Source organism: Nonomuraea jiangxiensis (assembly GCF_900099965.1).
Lineage (GTDB): Bacteria > Actinomycetota > Actinomycetes > Streptosporangiales > Streptosporangiaceae > Nonomuraea > Nonomuraea jiangxiensis.
The window spans coordinates 270,100-286,087 of sequence record NZ_FNDJ01000006.1; the positions used below are offsets into that span (position 1 = coordinate 270,100).

The 15,988-nt window shown below is 70.1% G+C and carries 15 protein-coding genes; 6 read left to right on the forward strand and 9 right to left on the reverse strand.

What is annotated here, in order from left to right:
- Positions 1-50 precede the first annotated feature (50 nt).
- Positions 51-3,206, reverse strand: coding sequence for an AfsR/SARP family transcriptional regulator (locus tag BLS95_RS15665; RefSeq protein ID WP_090931708.1), 3,156 nt, complete (start codon positions 3,204-3,206; stop codon positions 51-53).
- 190 nt (positions 3,207-3,396) lie between these two features.
- On the reverse strand, positions 3,397-5,673 hold the full coding sequence (locus tag BLS95_RS15670; protein WP_090931710.1) for a hypothetical protein: 2,277 nt from the start codon (positions 5,671-5,673) through the stop codon (positions 3,397-3,399).
- Here BLS95_RS15670 and BLS95_RS54135 point away from each other — a divergent pair.
- A complete protein-coding gene (locus BLS95_RS54135) occupies positions 5,663-5,977 on the forward strand; it encodes a hypothetical protein (RefSeq protein ID WP_143043718.1) in 315 nt (104 codons plus the stop codon). The two genes, BLS95_RS15670 and BLS95_RS54135, sit on opposite strands and share 11 nt — an antisense overlap.
- A 14-nt stretch (positions 5,978-5,991) precedes the next feature.
- Here BLS95_RS54135 and BLS95_RS15675 read toward each other — a convergent pair whose 3' ends face one another.
- Complete coding sequence (locus BLS95_RS15675; protein ID WP_176993208.1) at positions 5,992-6,417, reverse strand: MerR family transcriptional regulator; 426 nt, start codon at positions 6,415-6,417, stop codon at positions 5,992-5,994.
- 37 nt (positions 6,418-6,454) lie between these two features.
- Between BLS95_RS15675 and BLS95_RS15680 the strand changes: the two genes are divergently transcribed.
- The 3 genes from BLS95_RS15680 to BLS95_RS15690 are packed head-to-tail and all read left to right on the forward strand — an operon-like array spanning position 6,455 to position 8,650.
- Positions 6,455-7,282, forward strand: a complete 828-nt coding sequence (locus tag BLS95_RS15680; protein ID WP_176993209.1) for an SDR family NAD(P)-dependent oxidoreductase — start codon at positions 6,455-6,457, stop codon at positions 7,280-7,282.
- 49 nt (positions 7,283-7,331) lie between these two features.
- The gene (locus BLS95_RS15685) at positions 7,332-7,673 is read left to right on the forward strand and encodes a PadR family transcriptional regulator (protein ID WP_245765067.1); all 342 of its coding nucleotides are present in this window, start codon (positions 7,332-7,334) and stop codon (positions 7,671-7,673) included.
- Positions 7,670-8,650, forward strand: coding sequence for a hypothetical protein (locus BLS95_RS15690; RefSeq protein ID WP_090931716.1), 981 nt, complete (start codon positions 7,670-7,672; stop codon positions 8,648-8,650). The genes BLS95_RS15685 and BLS95_RS15690 overlap by 4 nt, the downstream gene beginning before the upstream one ends.
- A gap of 176 nt (positions 8,651-8,826) precedes the next feature.
- Here BLS95_RS15690 and BLS95_RS15695 read toward each other — a convergent pair whose 3' ends face one another.
- The 3 genes from BLS95_RS15695 to BLS95_RS15705 all read right to left on the reverse strand — a co-directional run bounded on the left by BLS95_RS15695 (position 8,827) and on the right by BLS95_RS15705 (position 11,237).
- On the reverse strand, positions 8,827-10,200 hold the full coding sequence (locus BLS95_RS15695) for an MFS transporter (protein WP_218135783.1): 1,374 nt from the start codon (positions 10,198-10,200) through the stop codon (positions 8,827-8,829).
- Between the two features lie 195 nt (positions 10,201-10,395).
- On the reverse strand, positions 10,396-10,773 hold the full coding sequence (locus tag BLS95_RS15700; protein ID WP_090931718.1) for an ArsR/SmtB family transcription factor: 378 nt from the start codon (positions 10,771-10,773) through the stop codon (positions 10,396-10,398).
- The gene (locus BLS95_RS15705; RefSeq protein ID WP_090931720.1) at positions 10,770-11,237 is read right to left on the reverse strand and encodes an SRPBCC domain-containing protein; all 468 of its coding nucleotides are present in this window, start codon (positions 11,235-11,237) and stop codon (positions 10,770-10,772) included. The genes BLS95_RS15700 and BLS95_RS15705 overlap by 4 nt, the downstream gene beginning before the upstream one ends.
- A gap of 256 nt (positions 11,238-11,493) precedes the next feature.
- Here BLS95_RS15705 and BLS95_RS15710 point away from each other — a divergent pair, with 256 nt between their 5' ends.
- Positions 11,494-12,456, forward strand: a complete 963-nt coding sequence (locus tag BLS95_RS15710; protein WP_090931722.1) for a sigma-70 family RNA polymerase sigma factor — start codon at positions 11,494-11,496, stop codon at positions 12,454-12,456.
- 118 nt (positions 12,457-12,574) lie between these two features.
- Positions 12,575-13,291: an SDR family NAD(P)-dependent oxidoreductase gene (locus BLS95_RS15715; protein ID WP_090931723.1), complete on the forward strand. Its 717-nt coding sequence runs from the start codon at positions 12,575-12,577 to the stop codon at positions 13,289-13,291.
- A gap of 40 nt (positions 13,292-13,331) precedes the next feature.
- Here the strand turns inward: BLS95_RS15715 and BLS95_RS15720 are convergent, their stop codons facing one another.
- The 3 genes from BLS95_RS15720 to BLS95_RS15730 all read right to left on the reverse strand — a co-directional run bounded on the left by BLS95_RS15720 (position 13,332) and on the right by BLS95_RS15730 (position 15,933).
- On the reverse strand, positions 13,332-14,123 hold the full coding sequence (locus BLS95_RS15720) for an MBL fold metallo-hydrolase (protein ID WP_090932056.1): 792 nt from the start codon (positions 14,121-14,123) through the stop codon (positions 13,332-13,334).
- A 173-nt stretch (positions 14,124-14,296) separates the two neighbouring features.
- Positions 14,297-15,091, reverse strand: a complete 795-nt coding sequence (locus BLS95_RS15725; RefSeq protein ID WP_090931725.1) for an alpha/beta hydrolase — start codon at positions 15,089-15,091, stop codon at positions 14,297-14,299.
- A gap of 11 nt (positions 15,092-15,102) precedes the next feature.
- On the reverse strand, positions 15,103-15,933 hold the full coding sequence (locus BLS95_RS15730) for an alpha/beta fold hydrolase (protein ID WP_090931727.1): 831 nt from the start codon (positions 15,931-15,933) through the stop codon (positions 15,103-15,105).
- Positions 15,934-15,988 lie beyond the last annotated feature (55 nt).

The window sequence follows — 15,988 nt, forward strand, 5'->3', positions numbered from 1 at the left end:
CAGGTTCAGGGAGCGAGCGTGACCTCGGCCGGCCCCCGCCAGTCCCGGGTTCACGAGGCGAGCGTGACCTCGGCCAGTTCGCGCCAGTCCCGGCGGCGGCCGTCGCGGGTCGCCTCGGCGAACACGGTTTCGCCGAGGCGATTCCGCGTTTCCTCGCTGATCCTGGAGGCGGCCGGCAGCGAGCGGTCCGGCGTGCCGCGCACGCCGTCGCTCGCCGCGAGCAGTCGCGCCGCCTGCTCGTCCTGCCCCTGCCGCAGCGCGAGATCCGCGATTCCGGTCAGCACCTGCGCGATCATCGGCCGGTCCCCCACCTGTACCGCGGCGTGGAACGCCTCGGTCCGATGCGCGCGGGCCGAGTCGAGATCCTCGGCGAGGTAGCCGTACAGATCCTGGGCCAGGGCGTGAAGCCCGAGCGTCTCGGTGTCGCCGGGCCTCGTCCGGATCGTGGTCAGGTGTTCGCGTGCCCGGTCCCGCTCGCCACGCCAGCACGCCAGCTGCGCCCTTGAAAGCGCCAGCTCGGCGAGCGCGTCCGGCCAGGTGATCCGGTCCGCGCACCGCTGCGCTTCGGCCATGGCGGAGGTGCTGGACCGCTCGTCGCCGAGCAGCCAGTAGAGCTGCGCCTGCCGTGCCCGCCAGCCGACCACGTCCTCGATCGCGCCCACCTCGGTCACCGCCGCGATGGCCTCCTCGAAGTGCTCACACGCTTGGGCGAACTCGCCTCGCGTGCCGAGCCGATCGGCCAGGAAGGTCAGCGCCAGCGAGATCCCCCACCGGTCACCCAGCGCGCGGAACTCGGCGAGGGCGATCTCGGTGTCCGTGTCCACGTCGGTCTCGTCGCCGCCGAGCGTGAGCCGCAACCGGCCACGGCTGAGCCTGGCCTGCGCGCGTACCCACGGATCGTCGTCGGCGATGAGCGGCTCGTAGGCGGCCAGGAACTCCGTCGGCCCCCGCAGCATCGCCTCCAGCGGCCCGACGAAGCCGAGCGCCGGGTGGCCACGCCGACCCGGCTCACAGAACCGGTACGCCTCGTGGATCCACTCCTGCGCCAGATACTGATCCCCGTACCCGGAGGTCACCAGCAGTGCCACGATGGCGTAGGCCAACGCCCGTACCTCGTCGGGCGCCTCACCTTCCAGCGAGGCCGCCGCGATGCCCAGCTCGGTGCCCTCGGCCTTACGCCCGCTGAGGAACCAGTACCAGCCCACGGCCCCGACCAGGCGCATCGCCTCCTGGGCCCACCCTTCGGCGATCGCCCCGCGTAGTGCCGTACCGATGTTGTCGTGCTCGGCCGTGAGCCTGGCCAGCCACTCCAGCTGCTCGGCCCGGCGCAGGTGCGGATCGGCGGTCTCGGCCAGCTCGGTGAAGTAGGCCAGATGCGCCCGGCGCGCCGCCTCCACCTCCCCGGCCTCGGCGAGCCGCTGCGCCGCGTACTCCCTGATCGTGTCCAGCATCCGGTAACGCGGCGTGCCCTCGCCGTCGGCCAGCAGCAGCGACTTCTCCATCAACGCGGTCAGCAGGTCGAGCACCTGCTCCCCGGCGAACCCCGCGTCCCCCACGTCCACCTGGTCCCCGCACACCCGCTCGGCCGCCTCCAGGCTCACCCCACCCGAGAACACCGACAGCCGCCGCAACACGCCACGTTCGGCCTCGCTCAACAGATCCCAGCTCCAGTCCACCACGGCCCGCAGCGTCCGATGCCGGGCAAGCGCCGTACGGCTGCCACCCGTCAGCAGCCGGAACCGGTCATCGAGCCGGTCCGCCAGCTGGTCGACCGACATCGTCCGCAGCCGGGCCGCGGCCAGCTCGATCGCCAGCGGCACCCCGTCGAGCGCCCGGCAGATCCGCGCCATCGTGGCCAAAGTGTGCGCGTCCGCGCCGATGTTCCTGCGCACCGCGCCGGCCCGCTCCCGCAGCAGCAGCACCGCCGGCGAGGACCCGATCTCCGCCGGATCCGCGCCTTCCGCGGGCAGGGCGAGCGGCTCGACCGGCCAGAGCACCTCCCCGGTGATGCCGAGCGGTTCCCTGCTCGTGGCCACGATCCGCAGCCTCCGGCACTCTCCCAGCAGCCGGTCCGCGAACACCGAGACCGCCTCGATCACGTGCTCGCAGTTGTCCAGGACCAGCAACATCACGCGCTCCCGGACCGCCGCGACCAGCCGGTCCACCGCATCCCCACCCGGGGCCCCGCCGGCCAGTGCCTGGTCACGCAGGCCGAGCGCGGTCAGCGTGGCCTGCGCCAGCTCACCGCCCGCCCGCAGCGGGGCCAGCTCGACCAGCCACGCCCCGTCCGGCAGCTCGCCCAGCATCGTCCGCGCGACCTCCGTGGCCAGCCTCGTCTTCCCCGAACCACCCGCTCCGGTCAAAGTGACCAGCCGATGCCCGGCGGCCAGCTCGGCGACCGCGGCGACGTCGTCGTCCTTGCCCACGAAACTGCTCAGCTCGGCACGCAGGTTCGTCCTGCGGTTCTCCGCCCGGCCACCCAGCTCCCCCCGCAACAACGCGGTGTGCAACGCCGACAACTCGGCCGACGGATCGGTGCCCAGCTCCTCGGCCAGCCGCTCACGCAACCGCTGATACACCGTCAACGCCTCCGCGCCCCGGCCCGCCTCGGCGAGCGCTCGCATCAACGCCGCGACGAACCCCTCCCGCAGCGGATACCGCCCCACCAGCTCGGTCAGCTCGGAGACCAACTCCGCACCACGGCCCAGGCGCACCTCCGCGTCCACCCGATCCCCGAGCACGGCGAGGTAGCGCTCACCCAGCCCCGTGACCGCGGCGTCGAACGCCTCGCTGCCTTGCAGCTCGATGCCCTCCATGGCGGTCCCGCGCCACAGGTCCAACGCCGAGCGCAGCAGATCCACCCGTACGTGGTCCTCGGCGGCACGCGCCTGAGCGACGAGACGCTCGAACCGGCTCACATCCACGGCCTCGGGGTCCACAACGAGCCGGTATCCACCGGACTTGGCCTCCACCGACCCCTCCGGCAACACCTTGCGCAGCCTGGACACCAGGACCTGCAGGGCGTTCACCGCGTCCGCGGGCGACTGCTCCCCCCAGATCCAGTCCACCAGCCTCGCACGCGGGACGATCCGACCGGGTTCGAGCGCGAGCGCCGCCAGCAACGCGCGCAACCGGGCGCCCGGCACCTCCACTGCGACCCCGTCGCTGACCTGGACGTCGAATGACCCGAGAATCCCAATTCGCACCTGGGTAATCTAGCCGCATCGAGTCCCGGCTCATCGACGCGGCAATGCGCACGCGCAGGGCCGATGAGCGAGAAGCCCCGGTAGACGGCGCTTCCTGCCCGCACCCGTTTCGCATACCGCGTCACGCCGACCGACGCTCGCCCTGGCCGGCGAATGCCGGGCCAGGGCGAGCGCAGGGGTCACCTGGTCATCAGTGGTCGGTGTCCTTCGTCTTCACCTTGCAGCTGGCGGTGGCCGCCTTCCCCGGATTGCTCACGGAGGTCGCGGTCAGCTGGATCGTGGTGGAGCCGGCGCTGACCGGCGTACGGGTCACGAAGACCGGAACGTCGACGGACTTGCCGAACGCGGCCGTGGTCAGGTTGTTGGGCAGTTGCGCCGCCCAGCCCGAGCTCGACGCCGAAGCCGACAGCCGGTAGACGTCGTTGCGCAGCTGGGCCCGCTCGTCCTGCGGGTGCAGCGCCGGGTCGGTGGCCGCGTCCTTGCCGGTGTTGGTCAACCGGAAGGAGCAGTAGGTGGCGAGTTCGGGGGCCTTGCCGCCCACCGTGCCCTTCTCCAGCGCCACGCCGCGCTTCTGCGGCCCGGCACCCGCCGGGTTCTGCACGCCGAGGACGTAGTGCAGGAAGCCCTTGTCATCCTCGTACTTGTCGAGGATGTAGAAGTGCAGGCCGTTCGAGGCGTCGACGTACTCGTTCTTCGAGCCGGAGTTCGTGCCGGCGTGGAAGAGCGCGTCGTTGAGCTGCCGGTAGTCACCGATGGTGCGCATGACCTTGGTGCCGTCAGGCCGCACGTAGTCGAGCTGGTCGATGTCCTCGGGATGCGCGTCCACGACCCACGTGAAGCAGTTGTAGCCGCAGGTCGACCCTTCCTTGCCCCGCTGTCCGGGCTCGTAGGGCTTGTTCTTGGCGATCAGCACGCCGTTGTCCGGCTGGAAGGAGCCGTACCCGATCCGCTGCACCGTCTCCAGGGTGTAGTTGCTCCAGCCGCCGGCCGGGCCGCCGCCGTCGCACAGCGGGTTGGTGTTGACGTCACAGGCCGGCGAACGGTCGGCCGGCGCGTTGCCGTCCAGCAGCACCTGCAGGCCCGCCCGCGAGCCCACCGGCAGCGGGCTGGTGTTCACGGCCCTGGCGATCACGTCCACGACGGCGAGGCCGGACTTGGCCAGCCCGTCACGGTTGAACCGCGCCACCGAGGAGTAGGGGACGAAGCCCATTCCGATCTTGTTCCGCAGCGTCTGCTCGGCGCCCATCGAGGCGCCCTGCTGTGCGGGAACCTGCCAGCGGTTGTGCGGACCGCCCGGCCCGTTGAACGAGCCGCGGTCCATCATGTCCCACGTCCCCGACCCCGCCCGGTGGTACGGCTGCGCGTACGGATTGTTGTTGTTGTCACCGATGCTGAAGAAGAAGTGGCTCAGCTCGTGCGTGATCGTGCCCGAGCTCTCACCCTGCCGGACGGTCGACTGGCCCCACAGTTGCGAGCCGGCCAGCCAGGAGGTCCAGGGGACATAGCGGCTGCGCACGGCGGTGGGCTGTTCCGGGTTCGGGTTGCCCCAGACCTCCCGCGGCACGTCCTCCGGCGAGTTGAACTTCATCTCGCCGAACTCCTGCCACACCGAGGTCTCGTCGTAGCCGGCGTAGATCCGCAGGACCACGTCGTAGCCGCAGTTGCCGGTGCAGTTCGCGTCCGCGTGCCAGAGCGCGTCGGCGTCGGTCTCCAGCCGGGTTCCGGCACAGTTGTTGATGCCGGCGCCGTCGGTGACCGTGACCGTCCCGTCGAGCGTGAGGTGGGTGCTGTCCGGGATGCCGGTGACGACCCTGCGCCCGGACGGGGACACCCCCGTGATCGTGATGACGTCGCCGACCTTGAGGAACTTGGTCGACTTCACCTCGATGGTGGTCACGGCGGACTGGTTCCCGGTCACCGTGGTCTGGCTGGGGCAGCCCTGCTGTTGTTCCTGGCCGATGTCGTTGAGGCCGTACTGGAAGGAGTCCTTCGGCAGCTCGTACGGCCCGTAGGCGGTGATCTCGGGGATACCGATCTTCCCGCCGCTCTGCTCCATCCAGTACCCGTTGATGGTCTGGAAGTTGTTCACCGGACTCGGCTTGTTGAAGAAGTCGGCGTAGAACTGCGGGACCTTGTCCCGGGTGATGGGCTCGATCTGCGGGTTGCCGAAGGGGTCGGACTTCTTCGGCTGGGTGATCACGAACGGCTGGTTGGGGAAGTCCACAGCCACGAGCGCCACCCGCAGCGCGCGATCGGTCGGGATCGCGCCGTTGGTGGCCCAGCTCACTCCGGGAATCGGCTTGTAGTCCTGCCAGGTCATGTCCTGCTGGTCCTGCACGCGCTGCGGGTCGATCGGCTGCAGTGCGGGAGGGTTGAACGCCATGGTGGCGGCCTGGCCGGTCTGCGCTGTGCTCAGCGATACGCCGAGCACCAGGGTACCGAACACCGCCAGGGACTTGATCGACAATCGTTGGGTTAAACGGCGGCCGGGGTTCAAGATCACAACAAACACCTTCCTCGACGAACCTGCCGCACCCTACGGCTCGCGGGCGAGCCTCGTCACGGTGCAGATGCCGAAGTACGCGGCCACCCACCCCGACGTCTGTCGGAAGCCCTCGGTCAGATCGCCGGGTATCCGGCCCTATCCGGCCAATGACGGGCTACCCGTTTCGACTTCCGTCGGAATGATGGCGGCCGTCGCGACAGACGCCGACCGCATGCGGCGGCTCGTCGCGGCCGCCAAGGCGGACGGTTTCGAGTTCGGCGACTGACTCGGCAGACGACGTCAAAGGGGAGCGTGCTGCGCGGCCGTCGCGAGAGCCCTGGCGTGTGCCCGGAGGATGCGATGGTGCACCGGACAGTCGTCGAGGCGATCGCGCTCACTGTCGAGGGCATGCCGAAGGGCCTGCTGCGCCCGCTGAATCCGCTGAACGCGATCGTCGAGCTCACGCAGTTTCGCCGCCACCACGGCACGCCAGTCCGGTGCCGAGCGGCCGCTCGGCCCGACGAGCGCCGCGATCTCCGACAGCGTGAAGCCGGCCTGCTTGAGCAGGTCGATGAGGGCGATCTGTTCGACGGCGGCCTCGTCGTAGACACGTTTGCCGCCCGCGCGCCTGGCGGGGTGGAGCAGGCCCTTGCGCTCGTAGAAGCGCAACGCGGACGCCGCCACCCCGGTGCGGGCCCGCAGTTCGGATATCGACAGCTCGCTCATTGACTTGAACCATAGTTCAACCTGAATCATGACCGGCATGACATCTCGGACCACGAAACAGCGGCACCGGTTGGAGGACGACGCGGTGACGACATCGCACGGGACGCGCATCGCCGTGGTGACCGGAGCAGGCCGCGGGATCGGGCTGGCGATCGTGCGCGCCCTGGTCGAGGACGGGTTCGCGGTCGTCGCCGGCAGCCGTACGGTCACCGCCGCCCTGCGGGACGCGACCCCGGACGCGCTGGCGGTCGACCTGTCCACCGGCGACGGCCCCGGCCACCTCGTACGGCACGCGATCGAGCGGTTCGGCGGGATCGACCTCCTCGTCAACAACGTCGCGGGCACCTCGACCCCGGCCGGTGGATTCCTCGAACTCGACGACGACGCCTGGCGTCACACGGTCGATCTGACGTTGATGTCGGCGGTGCGCGCGACGCGTGCGGCGTTGCCGAGTCTCCTGGAACGCCGCGGCGCGGTCGTCAACATCAGTTCGGTCAACGCCCGGATGCCGCAGCCCCGCCTGGTCGCCCAGTCGGCGGCCAAGGCGGCGCTGTCGAACCTCGGCAAGGCGCTGGCCGAGGAGTTCGGCGGCCGTGGGCTGCGGGTGAACACGATCTCTCCTGGTCCGGTCTGGACGGATGTGTGGACGTCGCCGGGTGGGCCCGGGGACGTGCTCGCCCAGCGCGCGGGCATCGCGCCGGAGAGCTTGGCCGACGAGCTTCCGAAGGTCGTCGGCCTGTCGACCGGCAGGTTCGCCGAGCCGGAGGAGGTCGCGGCGCTCGTGGTGTTCCTCGCCTCCGGCCAGGTGGCCAACATGAGCGGCTCGGAACTGGTGATCGACGGCGGGTTGCTCAAGACGGTCTGAGCGCCCGCCGCGTCTTCCGATGTACCGGTTATCGGTATATAACGATCCTGTGGCTAAGTTACGCGCCTTACAGGAGCCTTCGTTCCTCATCCTGACCTCGCTGGCGCATGAGCCCCAGCACGGCTACGGCATCATCACCGACGTCGAGCGCATCTCCCAGGGTGAGATCCGGCTGAGGGCCGGCACCCTGTACGCCGCCCTGGACCGGTTGCAGGCCGAGGGTTTGATCGCGGAAGAGCGGGAGGAGATCGTCGACGGGCGACTTCGCCGCTACTACCGGCTCACCGAGGAAGGCGGCCGGCGCCTGGCCGCGGAGGCGGAGCGGCTGCAGCGCAACGCACGAACGGCGGTCACCCGGCTGCGTGCCCACCGGATCGGAGGGCCCGCGTGAGCGACCTGGAACACCGCTACCGCAGGTTGCTCCGCCTCTATCCGCGCGATCACCGAGCCAGGCACGAGGAGGAGATGCTCGGCGTGCTCATGGCAGGTGCGGAGCCCGGCCGTCGGCGGCCGCATCCGCGAGACGCGGCCAATCTGATCGGTGGAGCGGCCGCCATTCGCTTACGCCGGCCCGTCAGCCCGCACTCACTGGTGTGGTGGCGCGATGCGGCCCGCGTCGCCGCCGTCCTCGGACCGCTGGTCCTGCTGATCCACCAGTTCCCCTCGACCGTCCAAGAGTTGGCGATGTACGTCCAGCGAGGACCGGACCCAGGGGTGGTGTCGACGGGCAGTGTCGTCGAGCAGGCACTCGAGCTACTGGCCTACGTCGCGGTCACGGTGCTCGCCTGGCGTGATCACCGGTGGCTCGCGGCCGGCCTGGCCTGGGCAGGGACCATCTGGCTCGCCGTGGACACGATCCTCCCGAGTTCGTACGACTGGCGTTTCAGTCAGCTTGTCCCCCTCGGGCTGCTCCTGCTTCCGTACGTCGCCGTGGCCGTGCTGCTGACGGGCACCGCCCATCCACGGCGCGGAGTGGGACTGGTCGGCCGACGCAAGATCCTGATCTGGTCCGCCGTCCTCATGGGAGCCACCGCGACCATACGGCTGTGGGCGGTCACATCAGGATCGGCACTCCTGTTGTGGGAGTGGGTTCCGCTGGGTCTGACGGCGATCATCTGCGGGATGGCCGCACGATCGCCGCTGGGACGCAGGAGCATCATGCTGCTCGCCCCCGTCTTCCTCCCCGTCGTGCTGACCGCCGTGGTCTTCGTAGCGATGTGGTCGTGGTTGGCGGAGGGATCCATTACCGGCGTCATGCAGGCGATCGTCGTGATGTGCGCAGCCCTGGCCGTCTTCGGGATCACCGCCTACCTCACCGGCAGACGCCGACCCGCCGACGCACCGCCACCCGAAGCGGCCCGACCTTGACGCAGCCGCGAAGAAGCCGTCGCCGAGACGGACGGCTCGCCGCACCGATGCCGGCGACTGACGGTCGCCGGAGACGGCGCGGCCGTCGAGCGGTTGTTCGCGGCCGTGCCGGGCGCGGAGTGAGGGGGGTCCCGCTCTGACGGGCGGGGCTTCTTTCCACTGTGTCCGCGCTCTGCTCAGCGGCGGGGCCGCAGACCGATCCAGACGAGCGCGACGCTGACGAGCACGACGATCACGTTCACGGTCAGCGCCAGATGGATGCCGTTCAGTTCCGACACCTGGGTGGCGGCGATCGCGCTCAGGATCGGGATGCCGATCGTGATGGCGACGTTCTGGGTCATCGTCGTGAGGCCGGTGGCCAGGCCCTGCTCCTCGTTCGGCAAGCCGGACGTGCCGGTGACCGTGTACGCCACGATGGCCGTCACGTGCCCGAAGAAGCTGATCAGCAGCATCGGGATCAGAACGGCCAGTCCCAGCCGGCCGGAGCCGATGAAGATCATCGGGACCACGGCGAGCCCCTGCGTGGCCAGGCCCGCCGACAGGACCCTGCGGTAGCCGTAACGGCCGATGAGCCGACCGGCCACCGGTCCCGCGAACACCGCCGCCAGCCCCGGGACACCGAAGATCAGGCCGGTGACGAGCGGGCCGAACGCGAGGACCTTCTGCAGGTACAGCGTCATCATGAAGATCATCGACGTCTCCATGCTGAACAGCGCCAGACCGGCGTAGTTGCCCCACTTGACCGTCGGCCGCCTGAGGATGCGGACCGGGGCGAGCGGCGCGGCCGTGCGCAGCTCGATCACCCAGAACGCGGCCAGCAGCACGATGCCGAGGACACCCACGAGGATGCTCCGCTCGATGATCGCGTAGACGAAGGCCAGCAGACCGCCGGTCACGGTGATCGCGCCCGGCACGTCCAGCCTGACCCGGTCCGGCACCCTGCTCTCGCTGATCAGGAACGGCGTGAGCACGAGAATGATCACGGCCACCGGTACGTTGATGAAGAACGCCGAGCGCCAGCTCAGCAAGCCGACCAGGGCGCCGCCGACGAGCGCGCCGACGGTGAAGCCGCCCGACAGCAAGGCGCCGTTGAGGCCCAGCACGCGGTCACGGGTCGTGCCCTCCTCGAACGTGGTGGTGAGCAGGGACAGCGAGGACGGGATGGACAGGGCGGTGGACAGTCCCTGGAGCGCGCGGGCGGTCAGCAGCATCTCGGGATTGGTGGCGAAGCCGCCGAGCAGTGAGGCGGCGGTCAGCAGGACCATGCCCGCCATGAACAGCCGGCGGCGGCCGAACAGGTCGCCCAGCCGCCCGAACAGGAGGGTGAAGCCCGCCGCGGGCAGGGCATAGGCGGAGGCGATCCAGGGGAGCGCCGTCAGATCCAGCCCGGCGCCCTCCCCCACCTCCGGCAGTGCGACGTTCAGGATGGAGAAATCGACGGACAGCATGAACCCGGCGCCGAGCAGGATCAGCAGGATCAACCGCTGCCGGCGGGTGAACCGGGGCGGCGAGATGGTTCCGGCGGGCGTCGAGGTGATGGCAGTGGTCAAGGATGGTTCCCTTCTCAAGAATCCGGGGGCGGTCGGCGTCGGCACGGCACGTCGTGGGCCGTACGCCCGCTTCACCCGGTTCCAGGCATGCCAGGGACACCCCGCGTGATACGGGGTGTGCCGTGAGCCTGGTTCGGCGGATCTGCCTTCGGGGCCCCGCGCGGCGGTGGCCCCGGTGGGGGGAAGAAATAAGTGTTACTGAGCAGGCGGTCGGGACTGGCCTGCTTGTTGTTCAGCCGCCTCGGCGACGCGCTTGATCGTCGCCAGTCGCCTGTCCCAATCCGCCGCGACAGAGGCCATCCATCGTGCCGTCGCATCCAGCGGCGCGGGGCGCAGCGCGTACCGGACCTCCCGGCCTACGCGGGTGCAGGACACGAGCCCGGCGGCGTCCAGGACGGCGAGATGCTTGACGATCGCCTGCCGCGAGATGGGGAGCCCTTCGGCGAGCGTCGTCGCGCTGACCTCGCCCCGCGCGGCGAGCAGATCGAGCAGTTTACGTCGCGTGGGGTCGGCCAGGGCCACCAGGACGCCGGCGACCTCGTCGGCGGCGCCGGGACTCTCCGCTGCGGTCACCCGGCCTGCTCGGCGCGGTTCTTGACCGCGTCGAACACCTGCGACCAGCCGTCGGTGTTGAACCGCACCGCCTTCTCGCGCCGTTCCTCGGAGGTGCTCAGCGCCGCGAATCCGCTCTCGACGACGCGCAGGCGGGTCTGGTCGCCCTCCTGGGTCAGCGTGAACTCCACGAGAGTGCTGTTGTCGTCGCGGATCTCCTCGCCGGGAAATTCGCTGGCCCACCGATACGCGACGTACGTTGGCGGCTCAACCTTCTCCACGCGCACCGACACCTCACCGACATTGGGGTTCTTCGCCACCATCGACTCGCCCTCCCTGGCCACCGTGCCGGCCAGTCGCGCCTCATCCCCCGCCCAGATGCTCGCCTCGCCCGACACCCAGAACGCGGGCTCGGCCACCAGCGACCAGACCCGCTCCACCGGTGCCGCAATCAGCGTGTCCCGTTCAATGCGATCTTCGCTCATCGGAGAGCCTCCTTCACTATCGAATCTTTGATGCAACTCGATGGTTGCACAACCTCTCTGTTACGTGCAACCCTCTAGTTGCTTCAGCGGAGCCTCCGAGTTCGTGAAGCACCTCACATCCCCTTTTTCGGCTGCGGCGACGGGTTTCGGGCCGGCGGCCGGTCTTCATAGCGACTGAAACCCGACCACCACCCTGGAGTGCCCCGATGCCTGACCCCTTCCCCCTGCCGTGAACCCCGCCACAGGAGAACCCGCGATGCCGACGGATGCCGAGTTCGCCGCCCTGACCGAGCCGTTCCGGCGGGAGCTGCTCGCACACTGCTACCGGATTCTCGGCTCGATCCATGACGCCGAGGACCTGGTGCAGGAGACCTATGTGCGAGCATGGCGCGCGTTCGGCCGGTTCGAGGGCCGCTCCTCCGTGCGGCAGTGGCTCTACAAGATCGCTACCAGGGCCTGCATGACAGCGTTGGAAACCCGCTCCCGCCGACCGCTTCCCTCGGGACTGGGAGCGCCCTCGGACGATCACCACGTGACCCTGGCACTCGGCGAACCGTCGGTGGCGTGGCTCCAGCCGGCGCCCGACACGCTGCTCGGCACCGGCGACCCGGCGGCGATCGTGGCGGGCAGGACCGGAGTGCGGCTGGCCTTCATCGCCGCGCTCCAGCTCCTGCCCGCCCGGCAGCGGGCTGTGCTGACGTTGCGTGACGTGCTGGCCTTCCGTACGGCCGAGGTCGCCGCGATGCTGGACACGACCACCACCGCCGTCGACAGCGCGCTGCGCCGCGCCCGGTCCCGCCTGGCCGAGGCCGGGCCGGTCGAGGACGACCTGGCCGAGCCGGATGAGGAAACCCGGCGAGCCCTCCTCGACGGCTATGTCGACGCGTTCACCCGGGCCGACGCCGGCGCGCTGGTGACCCTGTTGCGGGCTGACATCGAGCTGGAGATGCCGCCGATCCCGACCTGGTTCACCGGTCGGCAGGCCGTCGCCGGGTTCCTGACCGAACAGGTCCTGGGCAGGGACCTGTGGCGGATGGAGCCCACCCGCGCCAACGGGCAGCCGGCCGCCGTCGTCTACCAGCGCGTGGACGACGGCCGTTACGAGGCGTACGGAATCCAGGTCCTGACCCTGATCGGGGCCCGGATCAGCCGCATCACGACCTTCATCGACCCGAGCCTGGTGCCGACGTTCGGTCTCGCACCCGCGCTCGCCACCTGAGCCGGGCGGCCAGGCCCGCGCAGGGGCCTGGCGCCCTCTGCCGTCAGGCCGGTCGCGTCCGGACCACACCGGCGATCCCGGCCTGCGCCATCACACAAGAAGAAGGGAGATCGCCATCATGGCGAGCATCACCGACAAGACGGTTCTGATCACCGGGTCCAACCGCGGCCTCGGCAAGGCGCTGGTCGAGGAGGCCATGAGGAGGGGCGCCAAGCGGGTGTACGCCGCCACGCGCCGGCCCCTGCCCGACTCGGACGCGCGCGTCACGCCGCTGGCCCTGGACGTGACCGACGCGGCGCAGATCCGGGCGGCCGTCGATGAGGTCGAATCTCTCGATGTCCTCGTCAACAACGCCGGCCTGGCGCTTTACGGTGACATCAGCGATCGTTCCGCACTCGAGCGGCTCCTCACCGTCAACCTCTTCGGAACCTACGACGTCACCCAGGCGTTCCTGCCGCTGCTGGCCCGCTCCCGGGGAGCCCTCGTCAACATCTCGTCCCTGTCGGCCATCGCGGCGGTGCCGGTCCAGCCGGCCTACGCGATCTCGAAGGCGGCCGCGTTCTCCCTGACCCAGGCGCTGCGTGCTCTGCTGGCCGCACAGGGCATCGGGGTCCATGCCGTCCTGGCCGGCCCCCTGGACACCGACATGTCCCGAAATCTCGACATACCGAAGGCCGCTCCGGAGTCCGTCGCACGAGCCATCTTCGACGGGGTGGAGAAAGACGAGGAGGACATCTTCCCCGACCCGGTCTCCGCGACCATCGCCGAGAGCTGGCGTGGCGGTGTGGCCAAGACGTTGGAACGACAGTTCGCGGCGTTCGTACCGGCTGCCTAGCAGGATCAACCAGGCGACAGGGCGCGTACGGCGGCTTCGGTCACACGGCGACGTCCACCGGGCTGCCCCTGGGAAGCCAGCGGAGGCTCTCGCGCAGCGTGGACGAGCCGCCGGCGATCTCCCGCTCGATGCCTTCGCGGTTTTCCCGGAAGTGCTGCCAGCCCTCGTAGTGGACGGGCAGGACGGTGCGCGGTGCGATCGCCTCGTGAAGGCGGGTGGCCTGCCTGGTGGTCATCGTGTAGCGCAGTGGCCCGGTGCTCGGGAAGCCGACGCCGCCCAGGTGGAGCAGGATGGTCCCCGGCCGCAGGCGGGTCGCCGCCTCGCGAAGCGCGCGGTGGTAGACGGTGTCTCCGGTGATCCAGAGTGGTCCGTGGGCCTGCCCTGGCCAGGTGAGGGCGAAGCCGATGACCTCGCCCACGACCGGCCTGCTGAACGGGGGGCCGTGCCGGCAGGGGGTGGCGGCAATGTCGATGGGCGGGCGCCCGGGGGCTTCCAGCCGGGTCGCCTGCCCCGCTCGCAGGCCGCGGGCCGGATACGGCAGGGAGCGGGCGCCCGAGGAGGTCGTCACGATGGTTCCGGCGGCCGGCAGCAGGGCCCGGCCGGCGTCGTCGAGGTTGTCGCCGTGGTGGACGTGCGTGAGCAGGATCGCGTCGATGGGCGGCAGGTCGGTGGGGGCGATGGCGGGACCGGTGAGTTTGCGGGAGGAGGTTCCCCAGCCGAAGGCGTAGGTCCGGCCGGGGGGATCGAAGGTCGGGTCTGTCAGCAGGCGCCAGCCGTCGAAGTCGATGAGCACGGTCGGCCCGCCGATGTGGGTGAAGTGGACCTTCGTCATGTGAACGCTTCCTTCCGTGATGTCCTCGTCGCCGGTCGGCAGATCGTGGCGTACTCCAGCCGGCGCCTGCGCGGCGGCGATCGGGCGCCGTGGTCGCCCGCCATGGTTCCCGCGGACGTCCCGCGAGGTGCCGCGGTCCGGCATGGCCGGGTGGCCATGCCGGACCGCGCTCCTCAGCCGGCGTGCCTGAGTGCCCAGTCGAGGGCGTGGTCGGCGATCTCCTCCCAGCCCTTCTCGGCGGGCATCAGGTGGGCCCGGCCGGGGTATTCGACGACCTCGGTGACGGTGTTGGACGTGTAGTGCTTGGCGTTGGAGCGCTGGACCTTGGGCGGCATCAGGTTGTCGTTCTCCCCCGAGACGAACAGCAGCGGCTTGCGCTGGTCGTTGCGGTAGTTCACCCAGTTGTCGTCCTTGCCCGGGTGGATGTTGGCCAGCGCGCTGCCCCAGAACACGTGGCCGGAGGCGGGGATGTGGTAACGCTCGTACGTGGCCCGCGCCTCGTCCTCGGGGAAGGTGTTGGTGAAGGCGTACCGCCACTGCTCGTAGGTGAAGCCGACGGCCTTGTGCCGGTTGGCCGGGTTCTTCAGCACCGGGAAGGTGGCGCGGATCTGCGACAGCGGCACCACCTGGACGCCCTCGGTGGGGGCCGAGTTGATCGCCACCCCGGCGGCGCCGAACCCGTGGTCGAGCAGGATCTGGGTGAACACGCCGCCCGCCGAGTGGCCCATGATGATCGGCGGCGACTCCAGGCCGCGGATCAGCGTCTCCAGCGACTCGATGATCTGCGGTACGGTCACCCGCTCGATCGGGCTGGGATCGGCGTTGAGCGCCTCCACCTCGACCTCGAAGCCGGGGTAGGCGGGGGCTAGGACCTTGAAGCCCCTGGCCTGATAGTGCGTGATCCAGTGCTCCCAGCTCCGGGGCGTCACCCAGAAGCCGTGGATCAGGACGATGGTGTCGGGTTTCATGGTCGGCTCCTTCAGCGCGTGGCGTTGTAGGCGGACTGGACCACCGCGGTCGCGGCGTCCGGGTGGGAGGTCATGACGACGTGGGAGGAGCGGATCTCACGGACCTTGCTACCGGCGCGCTGGGCCATGAACCGCTGGGCGGCCGGCGGGATGACGTTGTCCCGGGTGGGGATCAGGTACCAGGACGGGATGGTCTTCCAGGCCGGGTCGCCGCTGCCGCCGCTCAGGCCGAGCACGCTGCCGGGCCGCTGGGTGGCCGCCAGCTGCCGGGCCTCGGCGGCGGGCAGGTCCGCGGCGAACACGTCGCGGAACTTGTCGGGCATGACGTAGCCGTCGATCCCGCCGGGCGTGCCGTCGGGCAACGGGTAGGCCCGGGTCTGCAGCGCGTCGCCGAGCTTGCTGCCGGGGAACTGCTGGGCCAGTTGCAGCGCGCTCTCGCCCTTGTCGGGTGCGAAGGCGCCCAGGTAGACCAGGGCCTTGACGTTGTCGTGACCACGGGCGGCGTTGGTGATGACGATGCCGCCGTAGGAGTGGCCGACCAGGATGACCGGGCCGGTGATGGTGTCCAGGACGCTGGAGACGTACGCGGCGTCGCCGGCCACGTCGCGCAGCGGGTTGGCCGGCGCGATCACCGGAAAACCGGCCCGCTGCAACTGGTCGATCATGTCGTGGAAACCGGAGGCGTCCGCGAACGCGCCGTGCACGAGCACCACGGTCGGTTTCGCGGTGGTGCTCGTGGACTGCGCCGCCGAGGCGGGGGCGACGGCGGCGGTCAGGCCGAGTGCCAGGGTCAGGGTGGCGAGGGTGAGGCGCAATCCGGGGCGAGGCTGGGTGCGGGACATGGCGGGGTTTCTCCTTGGATGCTCGTGCTGTCGTCGCAGCACGAGCATCCGGGGT